Genomic DNA, 24,764 nt, shown 5'->3' with positions numbered 1-24,764 from the left:
ACATCCCGCCCGACCAGCCAGGGCGCAGCACCATCCCGCGAATCCGCTGCAATTTCGCCTATTATCCGACCATGCCAGACGGTATACTCCCTCGGTTCACATTCAGCAAATCTTGCTCTGATTTTCACTTCGCGCGAAAAAAATTATGCAAAAATTCGATGTCAAAACCTTTCAGGGCCTGATCCTGCAGCTGCAGGACTATTGGTCCCGCCAGGGCTGTACCATCATTCAGCCGCTGGATATGGAAGTGGGTGCCGGTACTTCCCACCCCATGACCTGTCTGCGTGCCCTGGGCCCGGAGCCCATCGCCTGCGCTTACGTGCAACCGTCCCGCCGTCCGACTGACGGCCGCTACGGTGAAAACCCGAACCGCCTGCAGCACTACTACCAGTTCCAGGTGATCATCAAGCCTTCCCCCGACAACATTCAGGAACTCTATCTGGGCTCCCTGAAAGAGCTGGGCATGGACCCTGAAATCCACGACATCCGCTTCGTGGAAGACAACTGGGAAAACCCGACTCTGGGTGCCTGGGGTCTGGGTTGGGAAGTGTGGCTGAACGGCATGGAAGTGACCCAGTTCACCTACTTCCAGCAAGTTGGCGGCCTCGAGTGCAAGCCGGTCACCGGCGAGATCACCTACGGTCTCGAGCGTCTGGCCATGTACATTCAGGGCGTGGACAGCGTCTACGATCTGGTCTGGTCTGACGGCCCGCTGGGCAAGACCACCTACGGCGACGTGTTCCACCAGAACGAAGTGGAGCAATCCACCTACAACTTCGAACACGCCGATGTGGAGTTCCTGTTCCACTGCTTCGAGCAGTACGAGAAGGAAGCCCAGAACCTGCTGGCACTGGAAAAACCGCTGCCGCTGCCTGCCTACGAGCGCATCCTCAAAGCTGCTCACTCCTTCAACCTGCTGGATGCCCGCAAGGCCATCTCGGTCACCGAGCGTCAGCGCTACATCCTGCGCATTCGCACCCTGACCAAGGCCGTGGCAGAGGCATACTACGCCTCCCGCGAAGCGCTGGGCTTCCCTATGTGTCAGCGCAGTGAGAACAAGCAAGGTTAAGGAACGGACATGGCACAACATACATTTCTGGTAGAGATCGGTACTGCTGAGCTGCCGCCCAAAGCCCTGCGCTCCCTGGCCGAAGCCTTTGCCGACAACTTCAAAGCCGAACTGACCAAGGCCGATCTGGCCTTTGGCGACGTCGAGTGGTTTGCCTCACCGCGCCGTCTGGCGCTGAAGGTAAGCGAGCTGGCCGGCGAACAGCCGAGCAAGAGCGTCGAGAAGCGCGGCCCGGCCGTGGCACAGGCGTTCGATGCCGAAGGCAAGCCGACCAAGGCAGCCGAAGGCTGGGCCCGTGGCAACGGCATCACCGTTGAACAGGCCGAGCGTCTGGTCACCGACAAGGGCGAGTGGCTGGTTCACACCGCCAAGGTCGAAGGCCGTCCGGCCAAAGAATTGCTGGGCGAGCTGGTCGCCTCCGCACTGGCCAAACTGCCGATCCCGAAAATGATGCGCTGGGGCGACAAGACCATCCAGTTCGTGCGTCCGGTCTTCACCGTGACCCTGCTGCTGGATGGCGAGCTGGTTCCCGCCCACATTCTGGGTATCGACTCTGCCCGCACCATCCGCGGCCACCGCTTTATGGGCGAGAGCGAGTTCACCATCGACAACGCCAGCCAGTACCCGCAGATCCTGCAGGAGCGCGGCATGGTGATTGCCGACTTCATGGCGCGCAAGGCCAAGATCAAGGCTGACGTCGAAGCGGCCGCTGCCGCCTTCGGTGGCGTGGCTGATCTGGACGACGCCCTGCTGGAAGAAGTGACCGCACTGGTCGAGTGGCCTGTGGTGCTGACCGCCAACTTCGAAGAGAAGTTCCTGGCCGTGCCGGCTGAAGCGCTGGTTCACACCATGAAGGGTGACCAGAAGTACTTCCCGGTCTACGACAAGAACGGCAAGCTGCTGCCGAAGTTCATCTTCGTCACCAACATCGAGTCCAAAGACCCGAGCCAGATCATCAGCGGCAACGAGAAGGTGGTTCGCCCCCGTCTCTCTGACGCCGAGTTCTTCTTCAAGACCGACCTCAAGCAGACCCTGGCCTCCCGCCTGCCGCGCCTTGAAACCGTGCTGTTCCAGCAACAGCTGGGCACCGTCAAGGCCAAGGTCGAGCGCATCGAAACCGTCGCCGGCTTTATCGCCGAGCGTATCGGCGCCGATGTCACTCAGGCCAAGCGTGCCGGTCTGCTCTCCAAGTGTGATCTCATGACCAACATGGTCGGCGAGTTCACCGACACCCAGGGTGTCATGGGGATGCACTACGCCCGTCACGATGGCGAAGACGAAGCGGTTGCCGTGGCCCTCAACGAGCAGTACATGCCGCGCTTTGCCGGCGATGCCCTGCCGTCCGGTCTGGTTGCCTGCGCCGTTGCGCTGGCCGACAAGTTCGACACCCTGGCCGGTATCTTCGGCATCGGCATGCTGCCGAAGGGTGACAAGGATCCGTTCGCCCTGCGTCGCGCCGCCATCGGTGCCCTGCGCATCATGACCGAGAAGCAGCTGGACTTGGATCTGGTTGAACTGGTTGAAGAAGCGGTACGCGTCTACGGCGACAAGCTGACCAACAAAACCGTCGTCACCGACGTGGTCGACTTTATGCTGGGCCGCTTCCGCGCCGCCTATCAGGACGAAGGCATCGGTGCCGACGTGGTGCTGGCCGTACTGGCCCGCCGCCCGACCCGTCCGCTCGACTTCGATCGTCGCGTCAAGGCCGTCAGCCACTTCCGCACGCTGGATGCCGCACTGGCACTGGCTGCCGCCAACAAGCGCGTGAGCAACATTCTGGCCAAGGTCGAAGGCGAACTGCCGACCGCCGTCAAACCGGAACTGCTGGTCGATGCCGCCGAGAAGGCGCTGGCTACCCAGGTTGCCGAACTGCAAGCCGAACTGGCCCCGCTGTTCGCTGCCGGTGACTATCAGGCTGCCCTCACCCGTCTGGCCGCCCTGCGCGAGCCGGTCGATACCTTCTTTAACGAAGTGATGGTGATGGCCGACGACGAAGCCCTCAAGGCCAACCGTCTGGCACTGCTGAACAACCTGCGCAACCTGTTCCTGCAAGTGGCGGATATCTCCCTGCTGCAGTAATTGCGGTTTGTTAGCAATATCTCAAATTGGCGCCGAAAGGCGCCTTTTTTATTGCATTAATTGCTCGTTGGCGTATAAAAAAGTATTTCCTTCACTCATGGACTTAATCATGAAAATAAAACCAAACTTTATATCTATCCCCCCTGAAGATCCATTTAAGTTTGATAGCATTGATTTAAAAGATAGTATACAAAATATTTCTGCTCTTCTTCAAAAAATATCTAGCCCTATAACGTTCTCAATTAATTCTCCTTGGGGAACAGGAAAAACGACCTTCATCAACATGCTAAAAGCTGACTTACAATTAGCTCAATGCAGCACAGTACTATTCAGTGCATGGCACACTGATTTTGCAGGTGATCCATTATTAGCCTTTTTGGGTGAAATTGATAGTCAACTACACAAAGGCTCAGTTGAGCATAATCCCGCATGGAGCCTCACCAAAAGCGCTGGTGAGATATTATTAAAAAAAGGCATTCCTGCTGCGTTAAAAATTATGACTATGGGAGTTCTGGATACAAAAGATTTTGTCGAAGAAGCAATGGGGGAGCTTGCTAAAGATGCATCCTCCAGCACAATCGAAAAATATGAATCTGAAAAGGATCAAATTATAATATTTAAAAATGGTCTTTCTCAAACAATTCAAGAAGCACATAATGGAAAGCTATTCATATTCATAGATGAGCTTGACAGATGCAGGCCAACATATGCAGTTGAATTGCTGGAGAGAATCAAACACTTATTTGATATCGAAGGGCTCATATTCATTATTGCCATGGATAAAGAACAATTATCACATAGTGTAAGATCTATTTATGGAGAGGGTTTTGAGTCAATCGGATATCTTAAGAGATTTATTGACATTGAGTATCAACTTCCGAAGCCTAATCTAAAGAAATTTATTAATGGTTTATATCATAATCTAGAGCTGGAAGAGTACTTTCAGGCGAGAGGGAAACACTCTGGGGACAAAACAGACTGGGTTAACTTGTCAGATACGATTTCTTTCCTATCAGAGATAAAAAAACTATCATTAAGAGACATTGAGCAGTTATTTACAAAGATAACTCTAGTATTAAACTTAACCCCACCTAACTATCACCTTTACCCCGCATTAACCGCTTTTCTAGTCGTAGCTCATGAGTATCACTATCATGAATATAAAAATGCTTTAGAAAGTAAAAAGTATCCAAGTGGAATGATAGAAATCCTCTATGAGATTGTCCCAAAAGATGAACGGCTCGACAAGTACAAGGGCGAATGTGCGTTCATTGAAGCAAATCTAATGAATTCATACTTCAATATGGAGTCTCTTTCTAGTGAGAACTCTAATGAAATTGAGAACCGCCACACCAGCAATATTAGCAGTGGCAATGCCCAAGAAAAAAACTATTCAAATCGTGTAATGCAAATAAGCAATCGTTTCCATGACACAATAGATGTCAGTTACATTACAAAAAAAATTGAATTATTGAGCAGGTTCACTTTCTAAAAAATATGATCTCGTAGGTTCAATTAGCCGTCAGGCATAATCGGACATTCGCGTAAATCAACTCTCCCACCATAACGGCCAGCCGCACTTCCCCCTCCAGCTGGCCGATCCTGTTTCACGGCAACAGCCGTAATCAAAGCCTCTCGATCGTTCGATTACGCTGCGCTAATCGAACCTACAGGGGGGTAATGAGCTGTTATCATTTGAGACAGAGCCCAGCGCCGCCACGCCCAAGAGGAAAGTCATGGATATACCTGCCGCCCCGTCCCCCGCCATCTGCCAGCTGTGTCAGGAGAAAGCAGATCTCGACTTCGACTTCACCATGGCCTTTCAGCCCATCATCGATTGCAGCCAGCGCACCATCTTCGGCTACGAGGCGCTGGTGCGGGGGCTCAACAACGAGCCGGCGCAGAGCGTGATTGCCCGGGTCAACGATGGCAATCGCTACCGCTTCGACCAGCTGTGCCGGATCAAGGCCATCGCACTGGCCGCCCGGCTCGATATGCGGGGCATGCTCAGCATCAACTTTCTGCCCAATGCGGTCTACCGCCCGGAGCGCTGCATCCGCACCACCCTGCAGGCAGCCCGCGAGCATCTCTTTCCCATCGAGCAGATCATGTTCGAGCTGACCGAGGTGGAGCAGGTGCAGGATAGCCAGCATCTTCGCGGCATCGTCGATCACTATCAGGCGCTCGGCTTCAAGACGGCGATCGATGACTTTGGCGCCGGTTACTCAGGCCTCAACCTGCTGGCCGATTTTCACCCCAATATCGTCAAGCTCGATATGCACCTGCTGCGCGGCATCGACCAGGACCCAACCCGACAAGCCATAGTCCGCCACTGTCTGGCGCTGTTTGCGGAGCTGCAGATCACCCCGCAGGCGGAGGGGATCGAGACCCGCGAAGAGATGACCTGCCTGCGGGAGATGGGCGTCAGCCTGATGCAGGGCTATCTGTTTGCCCGTCCCGGCTTCGAAACCCTGCCCGAGGTGGATTTCGCCAGCCTCTAAGCCATATCGGCCTGCCCTGCCCCCCTCAACCCACTCCCGCCTGAATAAGAAAACGGACACCCGAGGGTGTCCGTTTTTATGTCATATCACCTTGCCCCGAGGGGCTGTGTGCTGACGGTTTACAGATAGCTCTCATCGACGCCGATATGAGCCAGCGCAGCCAGTTCGAGCGGTGTCAGCTGGCTGGCGGAGTCGATCATGGTCGGCTCGCCACGGGCGGACCCGGGCAGTTGCAGCCGCTCCTTGAGCGCATCGGTCAGGCTGCCCACCAGATTGCCCATGCGGGTCAGGCGGGAGACCAGCACGGCCTCAGGGCTGCTTTCGCTATCGGCAAAGCCGGAGACCTGAGCCACCGCGAAGTCGCAGATAGCCCTGGCCCGATCACCAAAAGCCCCTTCCAGCTGTTGCAGCACCTGCCGTGCCTCGCTGTCGCCGAGACGCCCCAGCTCCGCCTGCATATGGCCGGTGTCAAAGCGCAGTCGCGCCCCGGCATCGAGCCGTTCCTCTCGCGGCTTGAGCGCGGTATGGTCCACCCACGCCTGCTCGGTCTGACCGGCAAACTGCATCAGGCCGCCCAGCACCAACCGCTGGTTGGGACGCGCCGAGGCGAGGCTGTCGAGGGCATGACCAAGAGAAGAGCCCTTGGCGTCGCTGCCGCTGGCCAGCGAGAGCGCCAGAGTGCGCAGGGTTTGCAGGTCGCCGCGGGTCTGCAACTTGGCCATGTGGGAACTGTTGATGGAGCCATCGGCAATGTGTTGATGCAGGGCGTTGAGATCGCTGCTGCTCAGGGTCACCTCGGTCGAGGTTTGATCCCGCAGCAGGTAGCTGGCCTGATAGCTGATAAGATCCAGCGCCAGCTTGTAGCCGGTGGCCGGGGTCTGCCGCGCCATGGCGACCTGTTCGCGAGCAGCCCCTGTGCTCTCACCGCTTTGGACGGGTGCCGCATCCGCAGTGGTGGTCGCACTTTGCGCCGGTTCGCCAGCGATTTCAGCCTTGACGGCCCGCTGCAGGTCGGCTACTTCACCCATCGCGGTGTGCAGCTGGCTCATCGCCTCCTGCAGCAGTTCGGAGGTGGCGCTGGCGAGCAGGTCGGTCACCTTGCCCCCGACAGTGCCCCACTGCTGGAGCGGGATACCGGCGATGGGGCGGGCCAGCAGCCCGGCAGCCAATTCCCGGAGTTGCGGCTGCTGGGAGCCGACGACAACAGCCTGCAACGCGGTGCAGAGCGAGCGCAGTGGGCCGTTGCCGGTCGCCAGAGTGGCGTGCTCCTTGCCCAGTTGTTCGGCGGCGATGTTGTTCAACACGTCCGCCTTGGCAAAGCCACCCAGCGAGCTACCAAATGCAGCTTGTTTCATCAGACGCTGAAGATCCTCGGGGGAAGCTGCGGTTTGCGCCTTCGGCGCAGCGGCACTCTTGCCACTCCCCAGCAGGTTGCCAATCCACTCTTTGATGGCCACAAACGGACGGGCCAGTTGGGCCCCCAATCGCGAGAGCAGCCCCTGCCCTTTCTGCGGTTCGCTGCGGTTGCCCAGCAAGATCGCATCTTGCCCGGTAGCGACCTGACGCGCCTCCAGCTGGCCCATCCGGCCAACCCCTGTGGTTGCATCACTGTGGTGAGCGACGGCCTGTGTGCCGACGGTGTTTGCTTGAATCTGCATGATGATTGTCTTCTTGTGATGTTTCGCCGCCAGTCTAGGAGAGGCCATCAACAGGGACTATCGGGATTGGTCGCGATTTTTGTACTGAGCGCGGTGCGCTATCTCGCTGACCGAAAAGCTAAAAAAAGAGAGCCACCATTAACAGTGCCGCTGGCAGTGACCTGCTCTAATGGCGCCATCATCAATCTGGAGCCATCAATGAACTCTCTTTATCACGCCGCCATCCACCAGCTGTTTCTCTCCCTCTCCCTGCCTGCGCCGCAACAGGAGGAGAGCGTCACCAGCCTGCAGATCGGCGAACTGACCTGCCATCTGACCGAACACCCGGCCGACTATTTGCTGATGTTTACCCGCCTCGACGCAGCCACCAGCGCTCAGGCGGCCGCCCAGAACCTCTTCAGTCAGGACCCGTGCAAACCGGTACTGGGTTTCGATACCGAGAGCCTGACACCGGTACTGTGGAGTCGCCAGCCCTTGCAGCAACTGGATCGCACCCAGATCCACCACCAGCTGGAACAGCTGGTACACGCCGCCAGCGAGATCAACAAAGGCCAGGACGGCACTATCCGGCCTTGAGCCATTAGCGTGACCACACCCCACGTCACCATAGATGGATAACTACACCTCTGGCCTGAGCAAACTGGGCAGCGGGTCCCCGGACTGGTATGGTTTTGCCATCAATTCATCAACGACCGAGATATCATGAAACGCAAAACCATGGCCCTGCTGCTGGGCACCCATCTGCTGGTCGCGGCGGCAGGCTTTGCCGCCGGTGTCTACACCCTGCCGATCCTGATCGCGCCACCCGCCCCTGATCCCGAGCAGGTAGCGGCCAGCCAGCAGCAAGCGAGATTCCACGGCACCTTTCGCCGGGACCTGAAAGACAGCGATCGGCTGCACTGGGGGGAAGGCAAGGTGAGCATAGGGCCGGATGCCGTCAGCCTGATGGGCAAGCTGGCCCCCGGGCCGGACTACCAGCTCTACCTCTCCCCCGAGTTTGTCGAGACCGAAGCCGATTTTGCACGCCTCAAGGATCAGATGGTGCGAGTCGGGCCGGTGAAGACCTTCGACAACTTTATCGTGCCGCTGCCCGCCACGATCGATCCGGCCCGCTACAGCAGCGTGATCGTCTGGTGTGAAACCTTCGGCCAGTTCATCACCGCCGCCCGTTATCAGGATGAGAGTCAGGAGCAGTAACCTCGCCCCAGACCCGCACCATGAAAAAGGGCTGACATCGCTGTCAGCCCTTTGGCTATCCGATCCGCTCGTCATTAACGCTCCGGCTTGGTCATCTCCTGCAGCAGCTGATCAATGCAGCCCACTACCTGCTCTGAGTTCTGCTCGATCTCGCGGTAGAGCGCCTCTGCCTCTTCATGCTTGTGCTGATTTTTCAGCTCGATAATCTGCTGGATCACCTGATGCAATCTGGCATGCGGGGCGGCGATCGCCCTGAAGGCGGGTTGATCGCCACAGCATGCCTGCCCTTCGCTGAAGTACCAATGACCAAGGCGGCACTCCTTGTCGCTGACCGCCTCGCTGCGCGACAACCCCTCCTGCCCATCCAGATAGGCACGCACCCGAGTCTTCCAGCCCATATGAGCGGCGCGGGCGCGACTCAGCACCATCCGCACGTTGGAACCATCCTGGAACTGCCCGGCCAGATCCCCCAGCTTGTCCACCAGGGTCGCCACATGGCTGGCGATATGGGCGGTATCCCGCGCCACCAGCGTGGTGGCCTGGGAGATCTCGTGGACGCTGACGATATTGCGGGTGATCTCATCGCTCACCGAGGATTGCTCCTCCGAGGCGGCGGCGATCTGGGTGTTCATGTCGCGAATGCTGTTGACCGCCCCCTTGATCCGGCCGAGGGCTTCTCCCGCCTGATTGGCCCGCTCCACCGACTCCCCCGCCCGCGAGACGCTGTGTTCGATCATGGTCACCGTGGTGCCCACCGCCCGCTGCAACTGCTCTATGGTGCCGCGGATCTCGGCGGTGGAGTGCTGGGTGCGCCCGGCCAGCGAGCGCACCTCGTCGGCCACCACCGCAAAACCACGCCCCTGTTCACCGGCACGGGCCGCCTCGATGGCAGCGTTGAGGGCCAGCAGGTTGGTTTGCTCGGCGATGGACTGGATCACCGCCAGCACAGAGCCAATCTGCTCGCTGGCCTTGGCCACCTCTTTCACCGTGTTGCCCGCGCTGGCGATCTCCTCCGCCAGCTGTTCGATCATGTTGACGCTCTGCTGCACCACCTCATCGCCGGTGACCGCCTGATTGTCCGCTTCGTTGGCCGCTTCGGCCGCCTGTGCCGTGTTGTTGGCCACCTCGTGTACCGTGCTGGTCATCTCGGTCATGGCGGTGGCGAGCTGGGTGGTCTGCTCCTGCTGGCGCGTCATGCTGCCAAGGTTGCCGGCCGCACTGCGCGACAGCCGCTCGCTTTCACCAGCAAGTTCGCCCAGAGTGGCGGTGAGCTGGCTGATGGTGTCGCGGATCTTGGCAACAAAGCCATTGAACGCCGACCCGAGGCGGCGGATCTCCTCCGGCCCCGCCACCGGCAGCTTGCTGCCGAGATCGCCAGAGCCATTGGCCAGCGCCTCCAACGCCTTGACGCTGTCGAGCAGCGGACGGCTAAGACGCGCCAGCAGCAGCACCAGCGCCACCGCAATCAGAGCGGTGCCAAGTAGCACGATCATTACCATCTGCCAGCTCTGGCGTACCAGTGCGGCTGCAACCTCACTGTGATCACGCGCCAACTCGATCACCCCAACCGCCTTGCCGGAGAAGTCGCGCAACGGTGCCGCCATCACCAGAAAATCGCTCCCCTGCTGCTTGATGGTGGTGAAGCGGCTCTCTCCCGCCAATACCTCCTGATACCAGTCCATCGACTCACCAAGCATGGAGGTACCAGTCAGCATAACGGGCTTACCCTGTTCAAACAGATAGATGGCAAGGCGACTGTCCTTGCCCAGCAGATCGGCAAACAGCGAGGTGTCGAGGGCGCGGCCAAACTCCACCGAGCCGACCGACTGACCATTGAAAGTGACCGGCACTACGCCGCGGATCCCGGTGCCACCCTGACCGGTCTCCAACCCGCCGACCGGTTGATGATTGCGGTTCACCTCGACCACTGCCAACCGTGTAGTAGAGAGGTCGTCGCCATGATTTGCGGGCTTGTGTACCCGATAAAGGGAAGTAGCCGGGGGAATGTGAAAGTGAAACTGCTGGATCCCCTGCGCCTTGAGGGCGGGCCAGAGCGGATCAAACAGATTGGCGAGGGTCTGCCAATCCTTGTCGGCCACCGCCTTTGCTGCATCCGGCCGCTGGGCGATCAGGGTCGCCGCCAGCACGGTTTCATGGCTGGTGTTTTTGATCACCGCTTCCACGTTCTGGAGCTGGCTCCGCAGTGCAGCCTGCTCGGCCGCGAGCGCCCGCTGGCGATTTTCAAACAGATTAAAGGTAAGCAGCACCACGGCGAGCAATACGATGCCGCCGATTGCCAGCAGCGTGATCTGGTGACCCAGCTTGCGAGGGGGGAACATAAGACACCATCCTTGACAGTCATACCCAACCTACAGGATGGAACGGTTAAGTCGGGAGTCCATCAGAACTTAACCCTTTGTTGATATTGATCAAACGATTAACAGGCAAAATGCGAGGCAGCTCAAACGGGGGGAGTGTTTATCATATGGGCTGGAATTGGGTCTTGGTGCATACAACTGACAGTTTTCAGTCCAACACAACGATCACACAGCAAAATTTGGAGATCCCCCTTCAATCCCCCACCTTGGTTACCAAAGCACAACAAGGAGTTTTATTAAGGCTTCCAACTGAAACGGTTCCGTTGGGAGCTTTATTGGTATACGATACAGGCCCCACAAAAAACATTAATAATCATAAACTTAATAAGGCTGTCATGACAAAGTATCACATTGTTGCTGTGACTATCGCAGCAAGCTTGACACTTGCGGGTTGTGCAAGCGAATCCTCCCGAACACTTGAAGTTGCCAAAGTGACCTCTTACCAGACCCAATACCAAGGCACTCGCAGCCCCATTTCTGTGGGCAAGTTTGATAATCGCTCAAGCTACATGCGCGGTATATTCTCCGATGGTAACGACCGCCTGGGTAGCCAGGCCAAGACAATCCTGATCACCCACCTGCAACAAACTGGCCGTTTCAGTGTTCTGGATAGAGCCAACATGGAAGAGTTGCAAGCGGAAGCAGGGCTCAAGAAAGAGACTCAGACGCTGAAAGGCGCCGATTACGTCGTCACAGGCGATGTCACTGAATTTGGTCGAAAAGCGGTGGGAGATCATCAGCTGTTTGGCATTCTCGGCAGGGGTAAATCGCAGATCGCCTATGCCAAAGTCAACCTCAACATCGTCGATGTCAAAACGTCAGAAGTTGTTTTCTCGTCACAAGGGGCAGGCGAATTCGAGCTTTCCAACCGCGAAGTTATCGGTTTTGGTGGCACGGCCGATTATGACTCCACACTCAATGGCAAGGTGCTCGACCTGGCGATTCGTGAAGCCGTAAACAATCTGGTCTCTGGCATCCAGAACGGTGCCTGGCAACCGGCTCGCTAAGGGGGAATCAATGAACAAAATGCGTCAAGGACTCTGTCTGGCTTTTGCCCTCTTCAGCTACGGTTGTGCGACCCCACCCAAGCCCCTGTACAACTGGGGTGAATATCAGGATTCGGTCTACCAGAACCTTGAAGAAAAAGATAACGGTGAACAGATCGATCGGCTTGAGAAAAACCTGCAAGAAGCCAATGGCAAAGGGGAAAAGGTGCCGCCCGGTTTCCATGCTCATCTGGCCATGCTTTATGCCCAGCAAGGGCGTGACAACCTCGCACTGGAACACTTCGAGAAAGAGAAGCAACTCTTCCCAGAATCAACCACTTTCATTAATTTTCTGCTCACCCAGAAGCAAGGAGCAGCCAAATGAAAAAGTTACTGATTTCCATCATGGGCTCACTGCTACTGGCTGGTTGCGCATCCCAACAAGCTGCGTATGACTACACAGCATTTCGGGAAAGTCACCCTACATCGATTCTGGTTTTGCCTCCCGTAAACCACAGTCCAGATGTTAAAGCCGGCAATAGCCTGCTCTCCCAGAGCACCATGCCACTGGCCGAGTCTGGCTATTATGTTTTCCCGGTCTCACTGACCAACGAAACCTTCCGTCAGAACGGCATGACTGTTGCGGAAGATATCCACTCTTTGCCCATCAGCAAACTGCATCAGATTTTTGGTGCTGATACCGCGCTCTATCTGGACATCACCGAATATGGCACCAGCTATATGGTGGTCTCGAGTGAAACAGCCGTGACAGCGAAAGCAAAATTGGTGGACCTGCGTAACGGCAAAACCATATGGGAAGGTACAGCCCGCGCTTCAAGCGCAGAGCAAAAGTCCAATGGTGGTGGTAGCCTGGTTGGCATGCTGGTCGTCGCCGTCGTTGACCAGATCACCAACACTGTGATGGACAAGGGCCATGATATCGCAGGGATAACCAGTTTCAGACTGCTAAGCGCAGGTATGCCTAATGGCATCCTGTATGGCCCCTACTCACCGAAATACAACACACAAAAATAACCATTCCTGCTTCTGACAGAAGTGAGGATAAGCAGAGTTGCTTGGGGAAAATCCTCTTGTACTCCAGCCTGCGAAAACAAAAACCCCCTCGTGACAGAGGGGGTTTTTCGTGTTGGCAACGGGTGCGGATTAACGCAGCGGTTTGACCGAGCGACGGACAATCAGCTCGGGCTGTACCGTCATCGATTCCACTTCCAGCTCCTTGTTACGGATCCGGCTGACCAGATGCTTCACCGCCAGCTGGCCCAATTCGGCCTTCGGGTGACGGATGGTGGTCAGCGGCGGACTGGAGAAGCGCGCCATCTCCACATCGTCGTAGCCGATGATGGAGATATCGTCCGGCACCTTGACTCCGGCTTCCCAGGCAGCGCAAATCGCGCCGATCGCCATGGGATCGTCGAAGGCAAAGACCGCGGTCGGACGAGGCTGCAGGGCCAGGATGCGCTGCATGGCATCGAAGCCGCTCTGGCTCTCGTAGTCCCCTTCAAAGACCTGTTCATCTTTAAGGGTCAGACCGTGCTCGCCCAGCGCATCACGTACCCCGTCCAGTCGCTGCTGGGTGGTCGGCTTGGAGAGCTGGCCAGTGATGCAGACGATGTCGCGGTGCCCCAGCTCCAGCAGATGGCGAACGGCCATGCGGGCGCCGATGCGGGCGTTGTCGTTGATGACGTTGGCGAAATCGCACTCCGTGCCCCAATCCAGTACCACCTGCGGCACGTTCTTGTGGATGCGCAGCATGTCGCGCAACGGGGTGTCGATATCGGTACCCAATACCAGCAGGCCATCCACCCGTTTTTCCATCAGCATTCTCAGGTAATGCTGTTGGCGAGGCGGCTGGTTTTCGGTGTTGCAGAGGATCAGGCTGTAGCCCTGTTCGAAGCAGTACGCTTCAACCCCTTGCACCACTTCTGCGAAGAAGGGGTTTACGCTGGTGGTCACCAGCATACCAATGGTCTTGGTCGAATTTATTTTAAGACTGCGCGCTACCGAGTTGGGCGCGTAGTTGAGTTCTGCCACCGCCTCAATCACTTTCTGGGTCGCGTCTTCGCTGACCCGCCGAGTGTGGTTGAGCACATGTGAGACGGTGGAGATGGATACGCCTGCGCGCGAGGCGACATCCTTGATAGTGGCCATCTCTGTCTCCTGACTGTCAAAGGCGGAACATTAGCAGATTTCCCGAATAAAGGCTTGGTTTTAACGAGCTCTGCCACGGAATTGTCAATGCCGGCTAATTTAGGCGCTCATTTCTGTTTGCGCAAATGGATTCTGGTCAAAATGGGAGCGCTGTCAGAGTAAAATATCGCCAGATTAATCCTCTGGCGTTTGTCAGAATCGCCTCTCGTTACCAAGATGTTAAGTCAACAAGTCAAAATTAAGCTCTGATTGGCCGAAAATAACAGGTCATTTATTTCAAAATCCACCCATCCAACCCCCTCTGGTTAGTATCTTTAACAGCTTGTTATTGCCCCGTGAGGAATGATAGAACCATACCTATAGCCGGATGCACGGGATGTAGATCCGGAATGGCACACGGAAATGAAACAATCCACTGATTAAGGGACGAATCAATGCATAAGTTGAGCAAAATCACAGTTGGCGCAGCGGTTTCTTTGGCTCTGTTTGGATCGATCTCCATCGCCCACGCGGCAGACACCATCAAGATAGGTATCGCAGGCCCGGTCACCGGTCCGGTAGCCCAGTACGGGGACATGCAATTCACCGGCGGCAAGATGGCGGTAGAGCAGATCAACAAGGCTGGCGGCATCAATGGCAAGCAGATCGAAGCGGTCGTCTATGACGATGCCTGCGATCCCAAACAGGCGGTGGCCGTTGCCAACAAGGTGGTGAACGATGGCGTCAAGTTCGTGGTCGGCCACCTCTGCTCCGACAACACCCTGCCCGCCTCCGACATCTATGAAGACGAGGGGATCCTGATGGTCACCCCTGCCTCCACCAACCCCAAAATCACCGAACGCGGTTACCAGCTGACCCTGCGCACCATCGGCCTGGATAGCGATCAGGGCCCGACTGCCGCCAAGTACATCATCGAGCAGGTCAAACCCCAGCGCGTGGCCGTTATCCACGACAAGAAGCAGTATGGCGAAGGGATCGCTTCCAGCGTCAAAGCGGCGCTCGACAAGGCTGGCGTGAAAGTGGTGGCCTTTGAAGGGATCACCGCCGGTGACAAGGACTTCTCCGCCCTGATCGCCAAACTGCAGAAAGAGAACGTCGATTTCGTCTACTACGGCGGCTATCACCCTGAGCTGGGTCTGATCCTGCGTCAGGCTGGCGAGAAGGGGCTGAAAGCCAAGTTCATGGGCCCGGAAGGGGTGGGTAACAAGGATATCTCCGCCATCGGTGGCCCGGCTTCCGAAGGCCTGCTGGTGACCCTGCCGAACAAATACGATCTGGTACCTGCCAACGCCCCGCTGGTCGCTGCGTTCAAGGCCAAGGGTCAGGACTCCTCCGGCCCGTTCGTCTGGACTACCTATGCTGCGGTGCAAACCCTGGCAGCCGGTATCGCCAAGGCGGGTGAAGATGACCCGGCCGCCGTTGCCGCCGCCATCAAGGCTGCGCCGATCGATACCGTGATGGGCCCCCTGACCTGGGCACCGAACGGTGACCTGAAAGGCTTCGAATTCGGTGTGTTCCAGTGGCACGCTGACGGTACTTCCAGCCAAGTCAAATAATCTGCCGATCGGGGGTGAGTACGCTCACCCCCTCCTCTCTTTGCGGGCAAGTACAGGGAACGCAGTATGTCCGAACACCTCCTTTATCTCGTTCAGCAACTGCTGAACGGATTAACCATAGGCAGCACCTATGCGTTGATCGCCATCGGCTACACCATGGTCTATGGCATCATCGGCATGATCAACTTCGCCCACGGCGAGGTTTACATGATCGGCTCCTATGTCGCTTTTATGGTGATGGCGGGGCTCATGATGATGGGCATCGACAGCACCTTTCTACTGCTGGGGGGCGCCTTCCTGGTCAGTATTATCATCACAGGCACCTATGGCTGGAGCATCGAGCGGGTCGCCTACCGGCCGCTACGCGGTGGCAACCGGCTGATCCCCCTCATCTCCGCCATCGGCATGTCGATCTTCCTGCAGAACATGATGCGGATGGCTCAGGGCTCACGGGATATCGCCATGCCCAGCCTGATCTCAGGTGGCTGGACCCTGGGGGGGGAGGATGGTTTTCAGGCCAGTCTCTCCTATATGCAGCTGATCATTTTCGTGGTGACTTTCATCACCATGCTGGCGCTGACCCAGTTCATCGGCCGCTCCCGCATGGGCCGCGCCTGCCGCGCCTGTTCGGAAGATATCAAGATGGCCAACCTGTTAGGGATAGACACCCATGTAGTCATCTCCATCACCTTCGTGCTGGGGGCCGCGCTGGCCGCCGTCGCCGGGGTGCTGCTCGGCATGTATTACGGTGTCATCAACCCCTACCTCGGCTTTATGGCCGGTCTGAAGGCCTTCACTGCCGCAGTGCTGGGCGGTATCGGCAGCATTCCGGGCGCCGTACTGGGCGGCCTGCTGCTCGGCGTGGTTGAAGCGCTCACCGCCGGTTATCTCAGCACCGAATACAAGGATGTGATGGCGTTTGCCCTGCTCATTTTTGTGCTGCTCTTTATGCCGACCGGCATTCTGGGTCGTCCGGAAGTGGAGAAAGTGTGATGAAACATCAATTTATCCACGCCTGTATCGCCAGCCTGGTGCTGCTGGTGCTCTCTTTCTGGCTGCTCGGCTTCAAGCTGGAGACCGATGGCTCCAGCCTGCAGGTAGTGAGCCGCCTCGATGTGTCGCTGGCCTGGCTACTGGGGGGCGCCACCCTCGTTTTCTGGTTCCAGATGCTGCGCGGCCAGATTGCCAAGCTGTTTCAGGCCTCCATCAGCGGCTTCTCGGTCGGCTTCACCAAGCTGGTACTGCCGAGCCCGGAAGAGGCGCCCAAGCTCTATAACCTCACCGCCGTGCTGGTGCTGCTGTTTGCGGTGAGCTGGCCCTTTATGGCCTCTCGCGGCGCCATCGATCTTGCCACCCTCACCCTGATTTACATCATGCTGGGGCTGGGGCTGAACGTGGTGGTCGGCCTCGCCGGTCTGCTCGATCTCGGCTATGTCGGCTTCTATGCGGTCGGCGCCTACAGCTATGCCCTGCTCAACACCTACTTCGGGCTGAGCTTCTGGGAGTGCCTGCCCATCGCCGGGCTGATGGCCGCTACCTTCGGCTTCCTGCTCGGTTTCCCGGTGCTGCGGCTGCGGGGGGACTATCTGGCCATCGTCACCCTGGGTTTTGGCGAGATCATCCGCATCCTGCTCAACAACATGACCACCCTGACCGGCGGCCCGAACGGGATCTCCGGCATTCCCAAACCGACGCTGGGGGGGCTGGAGTTCAACCGCACCGTCAAGGATGGGGGCTTTGATACCTTCCACAACTTCTTCGGCATTACCTACAACGCCAACCACAAGGTGATCTTCCTCTACCTGATGGCGCTGGTGCTGGTGGTGGTGACCCTGTTCGTCATCAACCGCCTGCTGCGCATGCCCCTTGGCCGCGCCTGGGAAGCGCTGCGGGAGGACGAAATCGCCTGCAAATCGCTGGGGCTCAACCCCACCATCATCAAGCTGACCGCCTTCACCATAGGCGCTACCTTTGCCGGTTTTGCGGGCAGTTTCTTTGCCTCCCGGCAGGGCTTTATCAGCCCGGAATCCTTCGTCTTTATCGAGTCGGCCATTGTGCTGGCGATTGTGGTGCTGGGTGGTATGGGCTCCCAGATCGGGGTGGTGCTGGCTGCCATCGTGATGACGGTGCTGCCGGAGCTGGCCCGCGAATTCAACGAGTACCGCATGCTGATGTTCGGCCTCTTGATGGTGTTCATGATGATCTGGCGGCCACAAGGATTGCTGCCGATGACCCGTCCGCATCTGGAGTTGAAGAAATGAGTACACATCAGAAGTTAATGGAAGTCTCTGATTTGTCGATGCGCTTCGGGGGCCTGCTGGCCGTCAACGGGGTAAAACTGGATATCGACAAGGGCGAGGTGATCTCCATCATCGGCCCCAACGGCGCGGGCAAGACCACCATCTTCAACTGCCTGACCGGCTTCTACTGCCCGAGCGGCGGCACCATCCGCTACAAGGGTGAGGAGATCCAGGGGCTGCCCGGCCACCTCATCGCCCGCAAGGGGATTGTGCGTACCTTCCAGCACGTGCGGCTATTCAAGGAGATGACAGCGGTGGAGAACCTGCTGGTTGCCCAGCACCAGCACCTCAACACCAGCTTTATCGCCGGTCTGTTCAAGACCCCGGCCTTCCGCCGGGCGGAGCAGGAGGGGCTGGAGCGGGCCGCCTTCTGGCTGGATAAAGTGGGCCTCAAGGATCTTGCCAACCGCGCCGCCGGTAACCTGGCTTACGGTCAACAGCGCCGCCTCGAGATCGCCCGCTGCATGGCGACCCGGCCCGAGCTGCTGATGCTGGACGAACCGGCTGCCGGCCTCAACCCGAAGGAGACCGACGAGCTGGACGAGCTGATCATCAGCCTGCGGGACGAATTCGGGGTCTCGGTGCTGCTGATCGAACACGATATGAAGCTGGTGATGGGTATCTCCAACCGCATCTTCGTGGTCAGTCAGGGCACCCCGCTGGCCCACGGCAAGCCGGATGAGATCCGTAACAACCCGGCAGTGATCAAGGCCTATCTGGGCGAGTCGTAAGGAAAACAAGATGTTAGAACTTCGCAACGTATCGACCCACTACGGCAAAATTCAGGCACTGCACGATGTCAGCGTCGAGGTGAAAGAGGGGGAAATCGTCACCCTGATCGGCGCCAACGGCGCGGGCAAGACCACCCTGCTGATGACACTCTGCGGCGAACCCAAGCCCAGCAGCGGCTCCATCTGGTTTGAGGGGGAACAGATCAGCTCCCTCACCACCGCCCGCATCATGCGCAAGGATATCGCCGTGGTGCCGGAGGGGCGCCGCATCTTCGCCCGCCTGACGGTGGAAGAGAACCTGCTGATGGGCGCCTTCTTCGTCGACAAGGCAGAGCAGCATGGCCTGCTGGATCAGGTGTTCACCCTGTTCCCGCGCCTGCACGAACGCCTGCAGCAACGGGCGGGCACCATGTCCGGCGGCGAGCAGCAGATGCTGGCCATCGGCCGCGCCCTGATGAGCAAACCGCGCCTGCTGCTGCTGGATGAACCCTCGCTGGGGCTGGCCCCCATCGTCATCCAGCAGATCTTCGACACCATCGAACAGTTGCGGCAGAAGGGGATGACCATCTTTCTGGTGGAGCAGAACGCCAACCAGGCGCTCAAGCTGGCCGACCGCGGCTATGTGCTGGAGAACGGCCACGTGGTGCTGCAAGACACGGGCGCCGCCCTGCTGGCCAACCCAGCAGTGCGGCAGGCCTATCTGGGCGGTTAACCCACTGCCCCGCATGCCATATCCACAAGGGAGCCGCTGGCTCCCTTATCTTTTGTGGGGTTAGTTTGCGCCCGAGCTTGCGGTACACTGGCCCGTAATCAACCTATTCGCAGGACATCCCGATGGACCAGTTTGCCCATATCAGTGCCCATGATGCCCACCAGAAACTGAGCGCGGGTGAAGCCCGTCTGGTGGATATTCGCGACCCGCAATCCTTTGAAGCGGCCCACGCGGTCGGCGCCTTCCACCTCACCAACGGCACCCTGGTGCGCTTTATGAACGAAGTGGATTTCGATACCCCGGTCATCGTGATGTGCTATCACGGCAACAGCAGTCAAGGGGCGGCCCAATACCTGCTGCAACAGGGTTATGACGAGGTCTACAGTCTGGATGGCGGCTTCGAGGCGTGGCGCCGGGAGTTTCCCATCGAGGCAGGCGAGGCATGATCCAGCTGCTGGTGCTCGACAACGCCCGCATGGCGCAGGCGCTGGTGGACTATCTGGCGACCCTGGGCATCTCCTGCGAGCTGACCCAGTCCGAGCTGGGGGTCACCATCTGGTTGGCGGACGAGCTACGCCTCGCTCAGGCCCAGCTGGAGGTGAAGCGCTTTCTGGCCGAACCGGCCCACCCTCGCTACATGGAGGCCTCCTGGCAATCCGGCCGCGCCGATGCCCGCATCGACTACAGCAAGGGGATGACGGATCCCATCACCGATTTCCTCCATCAGGCAGGGCCGCTGACGTTGGTGGTGATCATCGCCTGTCTCGCCATCTACGGGATCGAGGCCATCGGCCTGCCCATCTACGATGAACTGGCATTCCACCCGACGCTTGCCCAGTTCACCGACTGGCAGGCATGGCGTTATTTCACCCCCGCCCTGATCCACTTCTCGGTGCTCCATCTGGTGTTCAACTTGCTGTGGTGGTGGTATCTCGGCGGCCAGATCGAGCAGCGCCTTGGCAGCGGCAAGCTGCTGATCCTGCTGCTGGTGGGCGCCGCCCTGCCCAATATCGCCGAGTTCTTTGCCAGCGGCCCGCTGTTTGGCGGCCTCTCCGGCGTGGTCTATGCCCTGCTCGGCTACTGCTGGCTGCGCAGCAAGCTGCAACCGGCCTGCGGCCTGACTCTGCCACCGGCGCTGATGGGCTTTATGCTGTTCTGGATGGTGCTCGGCTTCTTCGACATGCTCGGAACCAGCACAGCCAATATCGCCCACCTGACAGGTCTGCTGGTCGGCCTGCTGCAAGGCTGGCTGGATCGCAACCACCAGCCGACCTGATTTTTCAGCAGCCGCAGAAACGAGAACGCCGCCCCGAAGGGCGGCGTTTTTTTACGCGATTGGCAGTTACTGCTTGATCAGGGTGTCATCGGTTACCTTGACCGCCGCACCACCACTCATAAAGAAGCTGGCGAACTGGGTCTGGATCTCGGTGGTGACCGCGCCAGCCTGATCGAAATTCTCGTCAGGAGCCAGCAGCGAGCTATGGCCCCCTTTCAGGAAGCGCGCAGCATGGTGACCCGCCGGGAGCACGCCGGAACCCTTCAGCTCTTGCAAACCCAGCACCCGGAACAGCGGCTCGGTGCCACCCAGCGGCGCAGAGGCGATGCTGTTGGGGATCACTTGATCCGGCAGGTTGAAGGCGCCATCACCCACAATTTCGGAGGCGAACAGCGGGAAGATCTTGGCGACGCCACTGCCCAGATTGATCGGGTCCGCAGAGTCCAGCACTGACTGGGCGGCAAAGGTATAGCTCTGCAAGGTGCTCGCCGCACCCGCCTGCGTGGCCGCATCCAGACTGGGCAGGAACTCGTTGACGAAGCAAGTGGCGGCAGCTGTTTTGCAATTCGGTGCATAGGCGGTAAAGCCCGCTTTCAGCGCCGGACTACCCGAGGTAAGCACGCTCATCTTGATGGTCGGCCCGAAGCTCGGCGAGTTGAGCAACAGCGGCGCGATGCCGCCACCCGGCATTGCCAGACCACCGGTATCGAACTTGAACAGGGCATCAGCCTGAGCACTGCCGGTGGTCTGGTTGGCGACAGCCAGCAGATTGGCCCCGGTAATGGCACCGAGAGAGTGACCGAGGAAATGCACCTTCAGACCGGCACCACCCAATTGGCCACCCAATCCCTGGGTGTTGGCCAGACCGACAGCCAGTCGCAGTCCCAGCAGATCGGCCACGCTCTGTTTCAGGTTATCCCGCGCCACCGTCAGATAGCCCAGATTCAGGTAGGGCAGCGGATTGTCAGAAGTGGTGACGGTATCCATGCTGCCGCTCAAGGCGAAGCCACGCTCACCGTGCAGCGGGTGATCGATCACAACCACAGCGACCACCTTGTTCACTGATGGGTCTAACCCGGCACCTATCTGGCCCAGCGCCAGCGCATAGGCGTTCTCCTTGATGGAGGTGACTCCGTGCTGATAGATGATCACATCAGTGACAGTGCTCAAGTTGGTCGTCGGTGCGAAGATCCGCAGCGGTACCGATTGTACTTCGGTCAGGGTCGGCAACGGGTTGAAACGGCCGATATTGCGCTCGGCATCCAGCGGCTTGCCACCGGAGGTGAGAGTCACCCCGATCAGCTTGCTCGCCTCGGTCAGCAGTTCACTCTGACGGCTCGGGTCGGCGATCAGCTCCCCCAGCAATGCAGGGTCCACGCCCGCCCCGACCAGTCCACCGATCACCTCGGTATCGCCCGCTTTCAGCGCGTTGGCGATGGCATAGAGGCTGGGAATGGCGCCGTGCCAGGATTGGGTCTTGGCCTTGTCCCAGGAGCCGGCTATCGCCGGAGTAGAGAGGAAGTAAGGGAGTTTGACGGTACCGGTATAAACCTTGGTTAGCTGGGCAACCCCGTTAAGCGGCGTACCAACACCAAAGGCGGCAGTCAGTGCATCTTTCTGATCCTGCGGCAAGAATGGCTCATTCGCCAGCTGGGTCAGAAAATCCACCCCGCCATTAAGACTGTTGATGGTATAGGTTGCTGGCAGGCTGGTGTTGCCCTTGGCATCCTGTTTCCACAGCGCCGCGGCGTCCAGGCTCGGGCTCTTCAACACGGAAGCAGCAGCACTCTTCACTGCCAGCAGCACATCGGCACCAGATTGGGTGGCAAACCAGTCGGAGAAGATCACCCGATCGCTGGTGATCCCGGTGGCCGCTTTGAACAGACCTTCTTGCAGCGAGATCAGGCCATTGATGGTCTGCTCCTGAGTGGTTGCGCCAGCTGTCGATTTGAAGCTGCTGTAATCGCCGCCCGCCTTGAGCGGTGTGCCACGACTGTCCTTGAGGGCATCAGTCGCCACGATCATGTAGTAAGAAGAGGGATTAAGCGGCTTGAGCGGAACCAGATTGAGCTTGCCGTCCCCGCCAGTGACCACAAAGTCGGTCCCATAAACCAGTGGCTTGCCGCCCTTGACTCCGTTGGGTTGCAGAGTGACCGGATCCAGCGTGAGCTCGAGCAGGTAGAGGGGCGCAACGGCAGAGGCATACTCGCTGGCCGCCGGTGCCGGCACAGAGACACCGGTCACGGTCGCCGGTACCAGCTGGACGGGTTGGGTGGTTGACCAACCATCCAGAGTGGAGAGGGCAGATACCGGGTTCGACAGATCTGCAGTTTCTGTCGAAAACTTCAGGGTACCGTCGCTAGCACGGGGGGCCAGCACGCTCGGTCGAATACCGCTGGCGCCACTCAAGGCATAATCGAGGGAGCTGGTGGTGTCTCCCTTGTTGTCATCTCCACCACATCCGGCCAGCAGGGCGCTGACAACAGCTGCATAAATTAGCTTCTTCTTCATTTTTTATTCTCTTTTTATAAGGTTGTTATCCATCACAAGCCAACGGGGTCATCACGACCTCGACTGCAAAACGTTAACATAAAACCAACACCGAATAAGACTCATGCCGGACAGTTCTGGCTCAGCTTTGTGGTGCATGTCATGGTTTCAGGTTAACAAAGGGGCGCAAGGGTAGCAGTTGTAGCCCCATCACCAGACCCGACCAGCCAGCGGGCACCATCACGACTAAAAAGCCGCCGCGATCTCGGCAAAGTGAGGGAATTGTCGGTAGAATGTCCGCCAACGCTTAAGGAGGACATCATGATCGACCCGAAGAAACTGGAAGAGATCGCCAAGCAGGTGCACAACTCCCTGCCGCCCGGCATTCGCAGCATGGGTGAAGAGGCCGAGAAGAAGATGCGTCAGGTACTGCAAGCCCAGCTGGGCAAGCTGGATCTGGTCAGCCGCGAAGAGTTCGACGTGCAGACCAAGGTGCTGCTGCGTACCCGTGAAAAACTGGCCGCCCTCGAAAGCAAGCTGGCTCAGCTCGAGCAGCAGCTCGGCGCCAAAGGCGAATAACGAAAACCCCAGCTCGGCTGGGGTTTTTGCTTTGTATTGAACCTGTAAAAACCATCACACCTGAAGCAGATACCAGGCTCGCTTGCCGCGTGCCTTGGCCTCATACATGGCCCTGTCGGCCACCTCCAGCGCCTGCCGGAAGCTCAATGGCTCCTCCTCCCACAGGGCGATGCCGATACTCAGCCCCACCCGTTGCGGACAACCGGGTTTGGGCACATATCCGTGCATCCGGCTGATCAGGGCGTCGGCCAGTTGTGCCAGGCCATGGCTCGACACATCCCGATGCAAATGCACCACAAACTCGTCGCCGCCGTAACGGCCACATAGCGCCGAGCCAGGCATAATAAGGCGCAGCCAGTCCGCCATCTGCTGCAACACCAGATCGCCGCAGGCGTGCCCCAGCTGGTCGTTGATCCCTTTGAAATCATCCAGATCGATAAAGAGCAGCGCCCCCGCCCCTTGCGGCTGTAGCTGGGCAAACGCCTTGCCAAACCCCTGCCGGTTGAGCAAGCCGGTCAGCGCGTCGCTGTTGGCGCGCTCCGCCAGTCGCTGCTCATAAGCCTTGCGCTGGGTGATATCGATATGGGAGCCCATGATCCGCAGCGGTTTGCCATCTCCATCCCAATCGACGACTCGGCCCCGATCCCACAACCAGGTGATCTCCCCGGCCGGGCTGATGGTGCGGTATTCGGCTTCGTAGAAGGGAGTTTTCCCCTCAAGGTGGGCAAAGTAGCTGCCCATGGCATGGGCGCGATCGTCGGGATGGAGCTTGGCGCTCCACTGATCGAAATGAGGGGCCATGTCACCGGCCTGAAAGTTCTGCAGATTGAAGACCCGCAGCTCGCCGGTGGGAATAGTGCCCTGCCAGAGACAGATGCCGGTGCCATCGAGGGCGGCATTGAGCTTCTCCTGCAACAGGCCATTTTCATGCTGCAAAGCGGCGATTTCTGCCTGCAAACGGGCCATTTCACCGCCATGAGGGGACGGGATCAGTGTTGCGACCCGCTCGACAGAGCCGGTCTCACCCCTGTCATCCTCCGCAGATGCCCTGCCCTCTTCACTCAACACTGCGCCTCCTTGTGC

The 24,764-nt window shown here is 58.4% G+C and carries 22 protein-coding genes; 17 read left to right on the top strand and 5 right to left on the bottom strand.

The window, feature by feature from the left end; genetic code table 11:
• Positions 1-145: 145 nt before the first annotated feature.
• The 4 genes from glyQ (at position 146) to AB5Z09_RS15720 (ending at position 5,649) form a co-directional block, all read left to right on the top strand.
• A complete protein-coding gene (gene glyQ / locus AB5Z09_RS15735; RefSeq protein ID WP_005339464.1) occupies positions 146-1,069 on the top strand; it encodes a glycine--tRNA ligase subunit alpha in 924 nt (307 codons plus the stop codon).
• Between the two features lie 9 nt (positions 1,070-1,078).
• Positions 1,079-3,148 carry a glycine--tRNA ligase subunit beta gene (glyS, locus tag AB5Z09_RS15730; RefSeq protein WP_257687999.1) on the top strand — a complete coding sequence of 690 codons (2,070 nt, stop codon included), beginning with the start codon at positions 1,079-1,081 and terminating at the stop codon, positions 3,146-3,148.
• A 109-nt stretch (positions 3,149-3,257) separates the two neighbouring features.
• Positions 3,258-4,640, top strand: a complete 1,383-nt coding sequence (locus AB5Z09_RS15725) for a P-loop NTPase fold protein (RefSeq protein WP_368195686.1) — start codon at positions 3,258-3,260, stop codon at positions 4,638-4,640.
• 244 nt (positions 4,641-4,884) lie between these two features.
• On the top strand, positions 4,885-5,649 hold the full coding sequence (locus AB5Z09_RS15720) for an EAL domain-containing protein (RefSeq protein ID WP_368195685.1): 765 nt from the start codon (positions 4,885-4,887) through the stop codon (positions 5,647-5,649).
• A 119-nt stretch (positions 5,650-5,768) separates the two neighbouring features.
• Here AB5Z09_RS15720 and AB5Z09_RS15715 read toward each other — a convergent pair whose 3' ends face one another.
• Positions 5,769-7,307 (bottom strand): ADP-ribosyltransferase, encoded by a 1,539-nt coding sequence (locus AB5Z09_RS15715; RefSeq protein WP_368195684.1) that lies wholly within the window; start codon positions 7,305-7,307, stop codon positions 5,769-5,771.
• A gap of 198 nt (positions 7,308-7,505) precedes the next feature.
• Between AB5Z09_RS15715 and AB5Z09_RS15710 the strand changes: the two genes are divergently transcribed.
• Positions 7,506-7,883 carry a CesT family type III secretion system chaperone gene (locus AB5Z09_RS15710; RefSeq protein ID WP_019446305.1) on the top strand — a complete coding sequence of 126 codons (378 nt, stop codon included), beginning with the start codon at positions 7,506-7,508 and terminating at the stop codon, positions 7,881-7,883.
• A 126-nt stretch (positions 7,884-8,009) separates the two neighbouring features.
• On the top strand, positions 8,010-8,504 hold the full coding sequence (locus AB5Z09_RS15705) for a DM13 domain-containing protein (protein ID WP_368195682.1): 495 nt from the start codon (positions 8,010-8,012) through the stop codon (positions 8,502-8,504).
• A gap of 74 nt (positions 8,505-8,578) precedes the next feature.
• Here the strand turns inward: AB5Z09_RS15705 and AB5Z09_RS15700 are convergent, their stop codons facing one another.
• Positions 8,579-10,843 carry a methyl-accepting chemotaxis protein gene (locus AB5Z09_RS15700; RefSeq protein ID WP_368195681.1) on the bottom strand — a complete coding sequence of 755 codons (2,265 nt, stop codon included), beginning with the start codon at positions 10,841-10,843 and terminating at the stop codon, positions 8,579-8,581.
• Between the two features lie 146 nt (positions 10,844-10,989).
• On the opposite strand from AB5Z09_RS15700, the gene AB5Z09_RS15695 reads away from it, so the two are divergent.
• Genes AB5Z09_RS15695 through AB5Z09_RS15685 form a run of 3 tightly spaced genes read left to right on the top strand, consistent with a single transcriptional unit; the run spans position 10,990 to position 12,903 of the window.
• A complete protein-coding gene (locus tag AB5Z09_RS15695; protein WP_234781306.1) occupies positions 10,990-11,889 on the top strand; it encodes a CsgG/HfaB family protein in 900 nt (299 codons plus the stop codon).
• A 10-nt stretch (positions 11,890-11,899) separates the two neighbouring features.
• Positions 11,900-12,253, top strand: a complete 354-nt coding sequence (locus AB5Z09_RS15690) for a DUF4810 domain-containing protein (protein ID WP_050498494.1) — start codon at positions 11,900-11,902, stop codon at positions 12,251-12,253.
• Positions 12,250-12,903, top strand: coding sequence for a DUF799 domain-containing protein (locus AB5Z09_RS15685; RefSeq protein WP_019446311.1), 654 nt, complete (start codon positions 12,250-12,252; stop codon positions 12,901-12,903). The genes AB5Z09_RS15690 and AB5Z09_RS15685 overlap by 4 nt, the downstream gene beginning before the upstream one ends.
• A 129-nt stretch (positions 12,904-13,032) precedes the next feature.
• On the opposite strand, the gene AB5Z09_RS15680 is transcribed toward AB5Z09_RS15685, so the two are convergent.
• The gene (locus AB5Z09_RS15680) at positions 13,033-14,037 is read right to left on the bottom strand and encodes a substrate-binding domain-containing protein (RefSeq protein ID WP_005355925.1); all 1,005 of its coding nucleotides are present in this window, start codon (positions 14,035-14,037) and stop codon (positions 13,033-13,035) included.
• Positions 14,038-14,471: 434 nt separating this feature from the next.
• On the opposite strand from AB5Z09_RS15680, the gene AB5Z09_RS15675 reads away from it, so the two are divergent.
• The 7 genes from AB5Z09_RS15675 to glpG all read left to right on the top strand — a co-directional run bounded on the left by AB5Z09_RS15675 (position 14,472) and on the right by glpG (position 20,612).
• Entirely contained in the window at positions 14,472-15,593 is a 1,122-nt protein-coding gene (locus tag AB5Z09_RS15675) for a branched-chain amino acid ABC transporter substrate-binding protein (protein ID WP_005339442.1), read from the top strand.
• A 66-nt stretch (positions 15,594-15,659) separates the two neighbouring features.
• Positions 15,660-16,586, top strand: a complete 927-nt coding sequence (gene livH, locus AB5Z09_RS15670) for a high-affinity branched-chain amino acid ABC transporter permease LivH (RefSeq protein ID WP_005339439.1) — start codon at positions 15,660-15,662, stop codon at positions 16,584-16,586.
• On the top strand, positions 16,586-17,854 hold the full coding sequence (locus tag AB5Z09_RS15665; RefSeq protein WP_005355922.1) for a high-affinity branched-chain amino acid ABC transporter permease LivM: 1,269 nt from the start codon (positions 16,586-16,588) through the stop codon (positions 17,852-17,854). The genes livH and AB5Z09_RS15665 overlap by 1 nt, the downstream gene beginning before the upstream one ends.
• Positions 17,851-18,624, top strand: a complete 774-nt coding sequence (livG, locus tag AB5Z09_RS15660) for a high-affinity branched-chain amino acid ABC transporter ATP-binding protein LivG (RefSeq protein ID WP_064335051.1) — start codon at positions 17,851-17,853, stop codon at positions 18,622-18,624. The genes AB5Z09_RS15665 and livG overlap by 4 nt, the downstream gene beginning before the upstream one ends.
• Before the next feature lie 10 nt (positions 18,625-18,634).
• Positions 18,635-19,336 carry an ABC transporter ATP-binding protein gene (locus tag AB5Z09_RS15655; protein ID WP_005342433.1) on the top strand — a complete coding sequence of 234 codons (702 nt, stop codon included), beginning with the start codon at positions 18,635-18,637 and terminating at the stop codon, positions 19,334-19,336.
• A 122-nt stretch (positions 19,337-19,458) separates the two neighbouring features.
• Positions 19,459-19,782, top strand: a complete 324-nt coding sequence (gene glpE / locus AB5Z09_RS15650) for a thiosulfate sulfurtransferase GlpE (RefSeq protein ID WP_021229253.1) — start codon at positions 19,459-19,461, stop codon at positions 19,780-19,782.
• Positions 19,779-20,612, top strand: a complete 834-nt coding sequence (gene glpG / locus AB5Z09_RS15645) for a rhomboid family intramembrane serine protease GlpG (protein WP_368195680.1) — start codon at positions 19,779-19,781, stop codon at positions 20,610-20,612. Before glpE ends, glpG begins: the two co-directional genes overlap by 4 nt.
• A gap of 66 nt (positions 20,613-20,678) precedes the next feature.
• Here the strand turns inward: glpG and AB5Z09_RS15640 are convergent, their stop codons facing one another.
• Positions 20,679-23,123: a VolA/Pla-1 family phospholipase gene (locus tag AB5Z09_RS15640; protein ID WP_368195679.1), complete on the bottom strand. Its 2,445-nt coding sequence runs from the start codon at positions 23,121-23,123 to the stop codon at positions 20,679-20,681.
• 300 nt (positions 23,124-23,423) lie between these two features.
• On the opposite strand from AB5Z09_RS15640, the gene AB5Z09_RS15635 reads away from it, so the two are divergent.
• Positions 23,424-23,681 (top strand): accessory factor UbiK family protein, encoded by a 258-nt coding sequence (locus AB5Z09_RS15635; RefSeq protein ID WP_005339429.1) that lies wholly within the window; start codon positions 23,424-23,426, stop codon positions 23,679-23,681.
• A gap of 54 nt (positions 23,682-23,735) precedes the next feature.
• Here AB5Z09_RS15635 and AB5Z09_RS15630 read toward each other — a convergent pair whose 3' ends face one another.
• Positions 23,736-24,749 (bottom strand): sensor domain-containing diguanylate cyclase, encoded by a 1,014-nt coding sequence (locus AB5Z09_RS15630; protein ID WP_236326705.1) that lies wholly within the window; start codon positions 24,747-24,749, stop codon positions 23,736-23,738.
• Positions 24,750-24,764: the final 15 nt, after the last annotated feature.

This window comes from Aeromonas sp. R2-2 (assembly GCF_040908355.1).
Lineage (GTDB): Bacteria > Pseudomonadota > Gammaproteobacteria > Enterobacterales > Aeromonadaceae > Aeromonas > Aeromonas veronii.
Note: the sequence above shows the minus strand (reverse complement) of the source record. Positions and strands in the feature narration are given on the sequence as shown.

Bases quoted from the DNA above. Each gene is read 5' to 3' on its own strand.
- glyQ (WP_005339464.1), top strand. From the start codon at position 146: ATGCAAAAATTCGATGTCAAAACCTTTCAGGGCCTGATCCTGCAGCTG.
- glyS (WP_257687999.1), top strand. From the start codon at position 1,079: ATGGCACAACATACATTTCTGGTAGAGATCGGTACTGCTGAGCTGCCG.
- AB5Z09_RS15725 (WP_368195686.1), top strand. From the start codon at position 3,258: ATGAAAATAAAACCAAACTTTATATCTATCCCCCCTGAAGATCCATTT.
- AB5Z09_RS15720 (WP_368195685.1), top strand. From the start codon at position 4,885: ATGGATATACCTGCCGCCCCGTCCCCCGCCATCTGCCAGCTGTGTCAG.
- AB5Z09_RS15715 (WP_368195684.1), bottom strand. From the start codon at position 7,307: ATGCAGATTCAAGCAAACACCGTCGGCACACAGGCCGTCGCTCACCAC.
- AB5Z09_RS15710 (WP_019446305.1), top strand. From the start codon at position 7,506: ATGAACTCTCTTTATCACGCCGCCATCCACCAGCTGTTTCTCTCCCTC.
- AB5Z09_RS15705 (WP_368195682.1), top strand. From the start codon at position 8,010: ATGAAACGCAAAACCATGGCCCTGCTGCTGGGCACCCATCTGCTGGTC.
- AB5Z09_RS15700 (WP_368195681.1), bottom strand. From the start codon at position 10,843: ATGTTCCCCCCTCGCAAGCTGGGTCACCAGATCACGCTGCTGGCAATC.
- AB5Z09_RS15695 (WP_234781306.1), top strand. From the start codon at position 10,990: ATGGGCTGGAATTGGGTCTTGGTGCATACAACTGACAGTTTTCAGTCC.
- AB5Z09_RS15690 (WP_050498494.1), top strand. From the start codon at position 11,900: ATGAACAAAATGCGTCAAGGACTCTGTCTGGCTTTTGCCCTCTTCAGC.
- AB5Z09_RS15685 (WP_019446311.1), top strand. From the start codon at position 12,250: ATGAAAAAGTTACTGATTTCCATCATGGGCTCACTGCTACTGGCTGGT.
- AB5Z09_RS15680 (WP_005355925.1), bottom strand. From the start codon at position 14,037: ATGGCCACTATCAAGGATGTCGCCTCGCGCGCAGGCGTATCCATCTCC.
- AB5Z09_RS15675 (WP_005339442.1), top strand. From the start codon at position 14,472: ATGCATAAGTTGAGCAAAATCACAGTTGGCGCAGCGGTTTCTTTGGCT.
- livH (WP_005339439.1), top strand. From the start codon at position 15,660: ATGTCCGAACACCTCCTTTATCTCGTTCAGCAACTGCTGAACGGATTA.
- AB5Z09_RS15665 (WP_005355922.1), top strand. From the start codon at position 16,586: ATGAAACATCAATTTATCCACGCCTGTATCGCCAGCCTGGTGCTGCTG.
- livG (WP_064335051.1), top strand. From the start codon at position 17,851: ATGAGTACACATCAGAAGTTAATGGAAGTCTCTGATTTGTCGATGCGC.
- AB5Z09_RS15655 (WP_005342433.1), top strand. From the start codon at position 18,635: ATGTTAGAACTTCGCAACGTATCGACCCACTACGGCAAAATTCAGGCA.
- glpE (WP_021229253.1), top strand. From the start codon at position 19,459: ATGGACCAGTTTGCCCATATCAGTGCCCATGATGCCCACCAGAAACTG.
- glpG (WP_368195680.1), top strand. From the start codon at position 19,779: ATGATCCAGCTGCTGGTGCTCGACAACGCCCGCATGGCGCAGGCGCTG.
- AB5Z09_RS15640 (WP_368195679.1), bottom strand. From the start codon at position 23,123: ATGAAGAAGAAGCTAATTTATGCAGCTGTTGTCAGCGCCCTGCTGGCC.
- AB5Z09_RS15635 (WP_005339429.1), top strand. From the start codon at position 23,424: ATGATCGACCCGAAGAAACTGGAAGAGATCGCCAAGCAGGTGCACAAC.